General features: G+C 72.8%; 9 protein-coding genes. 5 read left to right on the forward strand and 4 right to left on the reverse strand.

Annotated features, from left to right (window positions below):
• Positions 1-525 precede the first annotated feature (525 nt).
• Positions 526-2,181 (forward strand): diguanylate cyclase CdgB, encoded by a 1,656-nt coding sequence (cdgB, locus tag HET64_RS30845; RefSeq protein WP_215110443.1) that lies wholly within the window; start codon positions 526-528, stop codon positions 2,179-2,181.
• Positions 2,182-2,325: 144 nt separating this feature from the next.
• The gene (locus HET64_RS30850) at positions 2,326-3,333 is read left to right on the forward strand and encodes a carbohydrate-binding protein (protein WP_215110444.1); all 1,008 of its coding nucleotides are present in this window, start codon (positions 2,326-2,328) and stop codon (positions 3,331-3,333) included.
• 41 nt (positions 3,334-3,374) lie between these two features.
• On the opposite strand, the gene HET64_RS30855 is transcribed toward HET64_RS30850, so the two are convergent.
• The 3 genes from HET64_RS30855 to HET64_RS30865 all read right to left on the reverse strand — a co-directional run bounded on the left by HET64_RS30855 (position 3,375) and on the right by HET64_RS30865 (position 6,531).
• The gene (locus HET64_RS30855) at positions 3,375-4,301 is read right to left on the reverse strand and encodes a 1-phosphofructokinase family hexose kinase (RefSeq protein ID WP_215110445.1); all 927 of its coding nucleotides are present in this window, start codon (positions 4,299-4,301) and stop codon (positions 3,375-3,377) included.
• A gap of 182 nt (positions 4,302-4,483) precedes the next feature.
• A complete protein-coding gene (nagA, locus tag HET64_RS30860; protein WP_215110446.1) occupies positions 4,484-5,641 on the reverse strand; it encodes an N-acetylglucosamine-6-phosphate deacetylase in 1,158 nt (385 codons plus the stop codon).
• Positions 5,641-6,531: an ROK family protein gene (locus tag HET64_RS30865; protein ID WP_251146120.1), complete on the reverse strand. Its 891-nt coding sequence runs from the start codon at positions 6,529-6,531 to the stop codon at positions 5,641-5,643. The genes nagA and HET64_RS30865 overlap by 1 nt, the downstream gene beginning before the upstream one ends.
• 432 nt (positions 6,532-6,963) lie before the next feature.
• On the opposite strand from HET64_RS30865, the gene HET64_RS30870 reads away from it, so the two are divergent.
• Together HET64_RS30870 and HET64_RS30875 are read left to right on the forward strand one after the other, a co-directional pair.
• Positions 6,964-8,241: an ABC transporter substrate-binding protein gene (locus HET64_RS30870; RefSeq protein WP_215110448.1), complete on the forward strand. Its 1,278-nt coding sequence runs from the start codon at positions 6,964-6,966 to the stop codon at positions 8,239-8,241.
• 44 nt (positions 8,242-8,285) lie between these two features.
• Positions 8,286-8,567 carry a DUF3263 domain-containing protein gene (locus HET64_RS30875; protein WP_215110449.1) on the forward strand — a complete coding sequence of 94 codons (282 nt, stop codon included), beginning with the start codon at positions 8,286-8,288 and terminating at the stop codon, positions 8,565-8,567.
• A 93-nt stretch (positions 8,568-8,660) separates the two neighbouring features.
• Here HET64_RS30875 and HET64_RS30880 read toward each other — a convergent pair whose 3' ends face one another.
• Positions 8,661-9,341, reverse strand: a complete 681-nt coding sequence (locus HET64_RS30880; protein WP_215110450.1) for a phosphotransferase — start codon at positions 9,339-9,341, stop codon at positions 8,661-8,663.
• A 253-nt stretch (positions 9,342-9,594) separates the two neighbouring features.
• Between HET64_RS30880 and HET64_RS30885 the strand changes: the two genes are divergently transcribed.
• The coding region (locus tag HET64_RS30885) for a S1 family peptidase (RefSeq protein WP_215110451.1) at positions 9,595-10,812 on the forward strand (1,218 nt) is incomplete at its 3' end.

Below are 10,812 nucleotides of genomic sequence, written 5' to 3' on the forward strand. Positions count from 1 at the left end.
CGGACCGCAGCGGCGGGACCGGGGCGCCGGTCAGGGAGGCGTCGACCTGCTCGCCGTCGAACAGCGGCGTCCGCGCGCCCGGGGAGCTGACCGGGCCGGGTGGCCGACGGATTTGTGGTGGCCGGCGCGGGGTGGGGGGCTTCGTCTGGAGCACATACCGACGCTAACCGCAGGGGCCCGGCGGTCGCATCGGGCCAGGGGACCAGGCCGGTCCTAGGACTCCGGAAGGGCCGCGTACGCGGGCGCACGAGGGTTGCGTCACGCGGGCGCGCACAACGGGAACCGGCCCCTCCGGCTCCACGCGCCACCGGAGCGGACCCTTCCGGCGTCGCGTCGAACGGGAACGGCGACCCTGAGTCACCGACATCCCCCGGTCATCTGTTGTGACTTGAGTCACAGAGTCCATTTTCTGCTGACCCTGTGTACCGGGTGCACAGCTCACTGTGATTCAGTGGCCGTGACACTGCAACAAGTACGTCGATATGAAACCTGGAGTTGCTGTCGAGGTCTCGGGGAGTGCGAGCGATGGAGGCCGAGTCGGAACCGTACGTCCGCCTTGCGACCATGCGGCAGCTGCATCAGGCCGTCGCTGATCTCAATACGGCACGGAGTCTGGCGGACACGCTCCAGACCGTGGCCGACGGAATCGTCGCGGGCCTCGGCTACGAGCTGGGCTGCGTGAACCTGGTCCGGCCGGACGGCGACCTCGTGATCGCCGCCTTCGCGGGCAACGCCGCGGCCGAGGCCCTGATCACCGGGCGCGTCGGCTCCCGCGCCTCCTGGGAACGCCGGCTCTCCATGGGCGAGGCCTGGGACAACCTCCGCTTCATCCCGCACACCGAGGGCTGGGTCCTCCTCGACGACGACGTACCCCAGTGGCACACCGAGGGGCCCGAACCCCGGTTCGAGGACGAATGGCACCCGCTGGACCGGCTCTACGCCCCGATGTACGCCTCCGCGGGCGGCCGGGACCTCCTCGGGGTCATATCCGTCGACCGGCCGCGCAACGGGCGCCGCCCCGGGGCGTGGGGGCGCGAGGCGCTCCAGATGTACGCCTCCCAGTCCGCCATCGCGATCAGCAACGCCCGCCTGCGGGCCAACATGCAGCGCGCCCTGGTCCGCCTGGAGCGGGAGCAGCAGGCGCTGCGGGCCAGCGAGGAGTCCTTCCGGCAGGCCTTCGAGTACGCGCCCAGCGGCATGGCCATCGCGGAGATGGGCGGCGACCAGCAGGGCAGGCTGCTGCGCACCAACGACGCCCTGTGCCGGCTGCTCGGCCGCCCGGCCTCCGTCATGCGCCGCTACTCCTTCGCGGACCTGGTCCACCCCGAGGACATCGGCACCCTGCTGCGCACCTCCGCCGAGGGCGGCCGGGCCGAGCTGCGGCTGAGCCGCCGGGACGGCACCTATCTGTGGGTCTCGCTGCGCAATTCGGTCGTCGCCGACACCGCCGACGGGCCGCGTTTCCTGCTCACCCACGTCGAGGACATAGAGGAGCGCAAGCGGCACGAGCTGAACCTCGCCCACCGCGCCTCGCACGACGCGCTGACCGGGCTGCCCAACAGCGCCGAACTGAAGTCGCGGCTCAGCGCCCGGATCTGCGAGCGGCCGCACTCCCCGGCCGCGACCGCGATCGAGGCGCTGGACGCGGCGTACGGGGACGTCGAGTCGTCCCTGACCCACGGCTACCAGGCCGACGGCTACGAGGGCGAGGCGGTCCCGGGCGGCGGTCCCTTCGACCACCATGTGCACGCGGTGGCCCCGGATCCGGAGCACGACGACGGGACGAAGGGCCTCGCGGTCCTCTTCTGCGACCTCGACGGCTTCAAGTCCATCAACGACCGCTTCGGGCACCACACCGGTGACGCCGTGCTCATCGAGGTCTCCCGGCGGCTGAGCACCTGTGTGCGGGACGGTGACACCGTCGCCCGGCTCGGGGGTGACGAATTCGTCGTTCTCGCCGACGGCCTCGGGGCGGCGGACGCCGCTGACCTGGCCGTTCGCCTGAGAAATGCCATCATTCCGCCCATAAGGGTCGATGGGCGCGCGGTCCGCGTCGGGGCGAGTTTCGGCATCGGCTGGGCCGAGTGCGGAATGACCGTCGAAGAGGTCCTGCGCTCCGCCGACCAGCGGATGTACGTGGAAAAGCGGTCCCGGTCGAAGGTTCACCGCAGGGCCGGATGACGTTCACGGCCCGTTTCTCCCCCTACCCCGTACCCGTTCCCCGACGGCCGTCCGGGTCACCGAGCGCAATTCGGGGCCTGCTCCGTTCGAGGTAGGCTCGGCCGGTCGGCGACGGCTGGCGACATGGTGAGGAGTGACCCAGGGATGACGGCCGGAAACAACGGCGCGAGCAAGCCCGAGGACGACGATCCGTTCGGCTATCTGTACGCGGACGGACAGGCGGCAGGCGCCCAGCCGCCCGGCCAGGGCGGCTACGGCTACCCGGGGCCGGCCGCGCAGCCGGGCGTGCCCAGAACGTCCTACAACCAGGTGCGGGCCGTCGGCGAGCGCCAGTACGGCCAGCAGCAGGCGCCGCAGCAGCAGGGCGGGTACGGCTACCCGCCCCAGCAGAGCTACGGCCAGCAGCCCCCGCAGCAGTACAACCGGCCGAACCCGCAGTACGCGGCCCCCGAGACCTACCCGGGCGGCGGGCCGGGCGGGCAGCCTCCGGCGCAGGGCGGCCATGGCGGCGGTCCGGGCCGGGGCGGCCCGAACACCAAGGCGCTCCTGATCGCGGCTGTCGCCGTGGTCGCGGTCGTCGTCATCGGCATCGCCGCCGCCCTGCTCACGGGCGACGACGGCGACAAGGACGACAACAAGGACGAGGCGTCCTCCTCGCAGGGCCCCGCCGGCGAGGTCGAGGAGTCGAAGAAGCCGGAGAAGAAGCCCAAGGAGACCCCGAAGCCGGTCGAACTGCCGAAGCAGGACGCGGCGACGCTGACGCTGGGCGGCACGGCGGCCCTGGACTCCACGGTCAAGGGCGCCAAGGGCGCCAACGGCAACTACATCAACCTGAACGAGGTCGGCCGGTCGGCCACCTGGACGGTCGAGGTTCCCGAGGACGGCGCGTACACCCTGTACGTGACCTACGGCGTGCCCGGCAAGGACGCGAAGACGACCCTGACGGTCAACGCGCAGGAGCCGCGCTCCATCAACATGAAGAACTTCGCGCAGGCCGCCGAGGGCGATCTGGAGAAGGGCTGGACGAACACGTACGCGTACGTCCAGCTCGACAAGGGCTCCAACACCCTCAAGCTGTCGTGCGAGACGGGCGATCAGTGCGACGCCAATCTCGACCAGCTGGAGCTGAAGTCCGGCCACATCAAGAGCTAGTCACACCGTGCTCGACGACGCCCTGACCGCCCCCGAGGTGGTCAGGGCGTCGGCGTGTGCGGCTCCACCGTGACGCGCGGCAGCAGCTCCGCGTAGGCCGCCGCGTCGAACTCGCCGGCCGTCGGGGCCAGCACGGTCGCCGTCGACAGGGCCACCGCCCGGGCGAGGCGGTCCGGCCAGTCGAGGCCCTCGGCCAGGGCGGACAGCAGTCCGGCCACCGCGGAGTCGCCGGCCCCGGTCGGGTTGCCGCGCACGGGGGCGGGCGGGGCGGCCCGCCAGACGCCGTCCGGGGTGAGTGCGAGCACGCCCTCCGGGCCCAGGGACGCGATCACGGAGTGGGCCCCGCGGCGGCGGGCGTCGCGGGCGGCCCGCAGCGGTTCCCGGGAGCCGGTCAGCCGGGCCAGCTCCTCGGCGTTCGGCTTGACCAGATCGGGGCGGGCGGCGATGCCCCGGCGCAGCGGTTCCCCGCTGGTGTCCAGGAGGACGGGCACGGCGGCGGCGCGGGCGATCCGGACCAGATCCGCGTAGGCCCCGACATGGATGCCGGGCGGCAGGCTGCCGCAGAGCGCGACGGCGTCCGCCCCGGCGAGCAGCTCCTCGTACGTCCGCAGGAGGGCGGCCCATTCGGCGGGGCTCACCTGCGGTCCGGGTTCGTTGAGCTGGGTGGTGTCGCCGGTCGAGCGGTCGGTGATCGCGAGGGTGCGGCGGGTGTTCCCGGCAACGGGCACGAGGGCGTCGCGCGGGGGGAGCGGGGCGAGCAGGGAGCGCAGGACGTCCCCGGTCGGGCCTCCGGCGAATCCGGTGACCACGCAGTCGTGGCCCAGCGCGCCGAGGACCCGGGCGACGTTGAGGCCCTTGCCGCCGGGGCGTTCGGTGACCTCGCCGACCCGGTGGCTGCGGTGCGGGACGAGCGCATCGACGGCGTACGTCACGTCGAGCGCGGTGTTCAGAGTGACGGTCAGGATCACCTCTGCCGGTCCCTCCCTCGGTGCGTGGCCCCATCGGTGCGCGCACCCGTCCGCGGCGCGCTCATCTGATGATCATGTCAAAGCGATGGCGGTCGGCCCAGTCCCGCGGGCCGACCGCCATCGCTTCGTTACGTCTGCACCGGACAGCCGGAGAGCCGGAGAGCCGGACAGCCGGACGCCGCCTAGGCGGTCTTCGGCTCGATGATCCACTCGCCGCGGCGCATGACGCCCTTGAGGACGAAGTCCTCGTCGAGGACGACCAGGTCCGCGTCCTTGCCCGCCTCCAGCGAGCCGACCCGGTCGTAGACGCCGAGCAGCCGGGCGGGGTTGGCGGAGATGGACCGGACGACGTCCTCGACGGGGATGTCGTCGAGGGTGACGGCCCGCCGGAACGCGGTGTCCAGGGTGAGCGTGGAGCCGGCGATCGAGCCGCCCTCCACCAGCCGGGCCACGCCGTCGGTGACCTCGACCGCGAGCGGGCCGAGCTGGTACTCCCCGTCGCCGAAGCCGGCGGCGTCCATCGCGTCGGTGATCAGCGCGACGCGGCCCGCGCCCTTGTGGCGGTAGGCCAGCTCCAGGACGGCCGGGTGCAGATGCGTCCCGTCGTTGATCAGCTCGACGGTGATCCGGTCGTCCTCCAGGAGGGCCGCGATCGGGCCGGGGTCGCGGTGGGCGAGCGGCGGCATCGCGTTGAACAGGTGCGTGGCGACGGTCGCGCCCGCGTCGATGGCCTCGACGGTCTGCTCGTACGTCGCGTCCGTGTGGCCGATCGCGGCGATGACCCCGTGCTCGGCGAGCAGCCGTACGGAGTCGATGCCGCCGGGCAGCTCGGTGGCGAGGGTGAACATCCGGGCGGTGCCGCGCGCGGCGTCCAGCAGCTTGCGGACGTCGGCCGGGTCCGGGTCGCGCAGCAGCTCCTCGCTGTGGGCGCCCTTGCGGCACGGCGAGATGAAGGGGCCCTCGAAGTGGATCCCGGCCAGGTCGCCCTGCTCGACCAGCTCGGACAGGACGCCCGCGCGCCGGGCGAGGAAGTCCATCTCGCCGGTGACCGTGGAGGCGACCATGGTGGTCGTGCCGTGCTCGCGGTGCGTACCGATGCCGGTGAGGACCTCGTCGACGGTGCCGGAGGTGAAGGAGGCCCCGCCGCCGCCGTGGTTGTGCATGTCCACGAAGCCGGGGACCACCCAGTGGCCGCTGAGGTCGATGGTCCGGGCGCCCTCCGGTGCGGAACCGGAGATGCGGGTGCCCTCGACGGTCACCCGGCCGTCCTCGACGGTGCCGGTGGGGAGCACCACCCGGGCGCCGGCGAGAACGGTGCTGTCTGCTGCGCGTCCGGCCATCAGGCGGAAACCTCCGTGGAGAGTAGATCCCAGGCGAGCAGCCCCGCGCCCAGGCATCCGGCGGTGTCCCCGAGGGCCGCCGGGACGATGTGGGGCAGTTTCTGGAACGTGACGCGTTCCTCGACGGCCGCACGCAGTGGTGTGAACAAGGTTTCCCCGGCTTCGGCGAGACCGCCACCGATGATGAGCGTGCCCGGGTCGAGGAGGGTGAGCGCGGTGACGAGGCCGGCGGCGAGGGCGTCGATCGCGTCCTGCCAGACCCGGACCGCCGCCGGGTCGCCGGACTCGACGGCCTTCGCGCAGTCCGCGGCGTCCGCCCCGGGGTCCCCGGAGGCGGCGGCCCAGGCCCGGGTCACCGCGGCGGCCGAGGCCAGCGTCTCCAGACAGCCGCGCTGGCCGCAGCTGCAGTCGGGGCCGTCCGGGCGGACCACGATGTGGCCGATCTCGCCCGCGTCCCCGTGGGCGCCCGCCTCGATGGCCCCCGCGATGCCGATGGCCCCGGCGATCCCGGTGCCCAGCGGGACGAACAGGAAGCGGTGCGCGCCCAGCCCGGCCCCGATCCGGCCCTCGGCGAGCCCGCCGGTCCGGACGTCGTGGCCGAGGGCGACGGGGACGCCGAGGCGCTCGCCGAGGAGGGCGCGCAGCGGTACGTCGCGCCAGCCCAGGTTCGCGGCGTACACCGCGATGCCCTTCTCGGCGTCGACGATGCCGGGCACGGCGACCCCGGCGGCGACGGCGCTCTCGCCGAGGTGCTCTTCGCCGTGGGCCCGCAGCTCCGCCGCGAACGCGAGGATGGTCTCGACGACCGCGTCGGCGCCACGCTCCCGGCCGGTGGCCCGCCGCGCCTCGTGGAGGAGGGTGCCGTCGGTCCCGACCAGTGCGGCCTTCATTCCGGTGCCGCCCACATCGAGGGCGATGACATGTCTCACGGGAGACAGTTTCGCCCGCCGACCCCCAAAAGGTCTAGTCCACTAGCGTGGTTTGTTGCGCACCCATACAAAATGATGAAGGAGTGAAGGCCGGTCTTTTTCTGCCGGAAAGTCACTTATGGGGAACCCGGACCGGGGGGAATCGGCCCAAAGGTCTGGACCAAGATACGGGCACGGGCCCCCGACTGCCAGTGCGCGTAAGCCAGTTGTGGCCCCCGGGGCCCGTATACGTTGCCGAAGCGATACGCCGGTGGTGTAGACCTTCGCGTCGCCAATGGGGGAAAATCGCAGTTCATCCGGACGGTGCCCAGGACAGGGCGGCGCTGCCGCGGCCGAACGGAGGCCGGGGGTCGACGCCGTGCGCGCCGTCCGTGAGCCAGGTGATCAACGAGGATGGGCGAGGCTGTGCAGCGGCGCTTTGTGGGTCTGACCGCGGTGGTGGCCGCGCTGGGAATGACGGCGACGTTGTCGGGCTGCGGCGGTGACGCCGGCTCGGGCGACGTCACGCTCAAGCTGGTCGCCGCCGACTACGGCACCGGCCCGGAGAACAGCTCCGAGAAGTACTGGAGCGGAGTCGCGGCGGGCTTCGAGGAGGAGCACCCCGGCATCAAGGTCGACGTCACCGTCCTCCACTGGAAGGACGTCGACCGCGAGGTCGCCGCGATGGTCAAGGCCGGCGATGCCCCGGACATCGCCCAGATCGGCGCGTACGCGGACTACGCCAAGGCGGGCAAGCTCTACACCGCCGACGAGACGCTCGCGATCCGCACCACGGCGAACTTCCTGCCGAGGCTCGCCGACGCGGGCAAGATCGACGGCACGCTGTACGGCCTGCCCTTCGTCGCCAGCACCCGACTGCTCTTCTACAACGAGAAGCTCTTCGACCAGGCGGGCCTGGGCGCCCCCGAGACCTGGGACGACATCCGGAGCGACGCCGCCGCGCTCAAGGCGAAGGGCGTCGACTACCCCTTCGCCCTGCCGCTCGGCCAGGAGGAGGCCCAGGCCGAGACCCTGATGTGGCTCCTCAGCGGTGGCGGCGGCTACACGGACGACGTCGGCGCGTACGACATCGACTCGGCCCAGAACGTCGCCACGTTCCGCTGGCTGCGGGACAACCTCGTCGGCGAGGGCCTCACCGGACCGGTCGAGCCGGGCAAGCTGGACCGGGCGAAGGCCTTCGAGGCGTTCGCCGACGGCGAGGTCGGCATGCTCAACGGCCACCCCACCCTGATGGACGAGGCCGAGGCCAAGGGCGTCAAGGTCGGCATGGTGCCGCTGCCCGGCTTCGACGGCCCGGCCAAGGGCTCCATGGGCGTGGCCGACTGGATGATGGGCTTCAAGGAGAACGGCCACCGCCAGGAGATAGGCAAGTTCCTCGACTACGCCTACTCCGACGAGAACGTGCTGGAGTTCGCCGAGAGCTACGACCTGCTCCCGGTGACCGGCAGCGCCTCCGCCGCGATGGAGACCGACAAGAAGCACAAGAAGCTGCGCCCGTTCCTGGCGGCCCTGCCGAACTCGACGCTCATCCCCTACGGCAAGACGTCCTGGGCCACGGTCAGCGACGGGATCAAGACGAAGATCGGCAGTGCGGTCGCGCCGGGCAGCAACCCCGAGAGCATCCTCGGCGGGCTCGCCGCCGAGGCGTCACAGGCGGAGGCCGCCGAGTAGCGGCCGCGGGCGCGGTGTCGGGGGCGGGCGTTAGGTTGGCTGATATGACCGCCCCCGACCACGAGCACCGCGCCCCCCGGTCCGAGCCCGACCCCGAGCCCGACGGACTGTCCGTACGGGACCGGGCGCTGCTGGCCCTGGAGCGGCGGTCCTGGGCGGGGCCCGGGGCGAAGGAGCGGGCGATCCGCGAGGAGCTCGGGCTCTCGCCGGTCCGCTACTACCAGCTGCTGAACGCGCTGATCGACGACGAGCGGGCGCTGCGCGAGGACCCGGTCACGGTGAACCGGCTGCGGCGCGTGCGCGACGCGAAGCGCGGGCGGCGCTGAGCGCAGGCTGACCGGGGGCTCCGGCCCGGGCTGTCGGGCGCTCCGCCCCCGGGCCCCCCGCTCCTCAGTCGCCGGAGGGGCTTGAATCCCCCCTTATGGGGCGCAGCCCAGCACCAGGTCCACCGCCCGGTCCAGGCAGGCCCGTTCGTGGTCGGTCAGATGCGGGTTCGCCCGCTGGCGGGCGCGGGCGAGGGACAGATCGGCGGCCGACGCGCCCCCGTCGTCGGAGAGTTCCGCCAGGAGCGCCGTCAGCAGGGGCCGGACGTCCGCCCCGGCCGGGAACTCCGGGTCGAGTGCGATCCGGGCCAGGGTCAGCGCCGACATCGCCCGGTCGAGACCGGGCGGACCCTCCGCCGCGGTGGACCAGTCGATCACCACCGCGCCCTCCTCCGTCAGCATCACGTTCTCCGGATGCAGATCCAGGTGGAGCACGCAGTCCTCCGGGTCGGCCGAGACCCGGGGCGGTATGGCGTGGAGTTCGCGCAGCAGCCGGGCGAGCAGCGCGCCCGCCTCGGCGGCCCCCAGCCGCCCCGCCAGCAGGGCCTCGGCCAGGGTCGGGCCGGTCAGCCGCTGGAGCACCAGGTCCGTGGGGCGGGCCCCTTCGGCGGGCGGACCGATGCGCGGCACCGGGAAGCCGAAGGCGCCGACGTAACTCATCACGGCCAGCTCCTCCGTGATGTCGGTGCGGTCCCGGTAGCGGCGAAGGACCCAGGAGCCGTCGAGTGCGTACACGTCGGCGGTGCGTCCCGAGCCCAGAAGTTGCCCTGTGTGCATGGGGCCGAACCTACCCGGGCGCCTCGCCGAAAGGGAGTCGCGTTCCGGCTTCGCCCGGCCGGGCCTCCGAAACGGCTCCGCACCCGGCCCGCGCGGGGGGCCGGAGTGTGTGCGGCGCGGCCCCATAACGCGGAGGGAGGGGGGTGAACGGGATCTCCTGCGCCGGGTGTCGCCGCCGCTACGGTTTCGGCAATTCCCTGGTCCGGACCAACCCCCACCGGATCAGGACACCCCCAGAACCAAGGAGAGTGACGTGGAGAGAACCACGCTCCGCAGACGCGCCCTCGCCGCCGGCACCGCCACGGTGGCCGTGGGTGCGCTCGCCCTCGCCGGGCTGACCGGCGTGGCGTCCGCCGACCCCGCGGCCACCGCCGCTCCGCCGGTCTCCGCCGACAGCCTGTCGCCCGGCATGCTGGCCGCCCTGGAGCGCGACCTCGGCCTCGACGCGGACGACGCCCGCGGCCGGATAGCCAACGAGTACCGCGCCGCCGCCGTCGCCGCCGGGCTGGAGAAGTCCCTCGGCGCCAGCTTCGCCGGAGCCCGGGTCAGCGGTGCGAAGGCGACCCTGACGGTCGCCACCACCGACGCCTCCGAGGCCGCCCGGATCACCGACGCCGGAGCGCGCGCCGAGGTCGTCGGCAACAGCCTGGACCGGCTCGAAGGCGTCAAGAAGAGCCTCGACAGGGCCGCGTTGGACCAGGCGCCCAAGAACGTGCCCGTCTGGTACGTCGACGTCGCGGCCAACAAGGTCGTCGTCAACGCCGCCAGCACCGCCGCCGGACAGGCGTTCCTCAAGGCGGCCGGGGTCGACAGCGGCCTCGTCACCGTCGCCCGGTCCGCCGAACAGCCCCGCGCCCTCGCCGACATCCGGGGTGGCGACGCGTATTACATGAACGGCTCCGGCCGCTGTTCCGTCGGCTTCTCGGTGACGCGCGGCACCCAGGGCGGCTTCGCCACCGCGGGCCACTGCGGCCGCGTCGGCACCACCACCAACGGTGTCAACCAGCAGGCCCAGGGCTCCTTCCAGGGCTCGACCTTCCCGGGCCGGGACATGGCCTGGGTCGCCACCAACGCCAACTGGACCCCGCGTCCGCTGGTGAACGGCTACGGGCGGGGCGACGTCACCGTCGCGGGCTCCACCGCCTCCGTCGTCGGCGCCTCGGTCTGCCGTTCCGGCTCCACCACGGGCTGGCACTGCGGCACCATCCAGCAGCTGAACACCAGCGTCACCTACCCGGAGGGCACCATCTCCGGGGTCACCCGCACCAGCGTCTGCGCCGAACCGGGCGACTCCGGCGGCTCGTACATCTCCGGCAGCCAGGCGCAGGGCGTCACCTCCGGCGGCTCGGGCAACTGCTCCTCCGGCGGTACGACGTACTTCCAGCCCATCAACCCGCTGCTCCAGACGTACGGGCTGACCCTGGTCACCAGTGGCGGCGGTACGCCGACCGACCCGCCCACCACCCCGCCC

It is taken from the genome of Streptomyces sp. McG3 (assembly GCF_018619185.1).
Classification (GTDB): domain Bacteria; phylum Actinomycetota; class Actinomycetes; order Streptomycetales; family Streptomycetaceae; genus Streptomyces.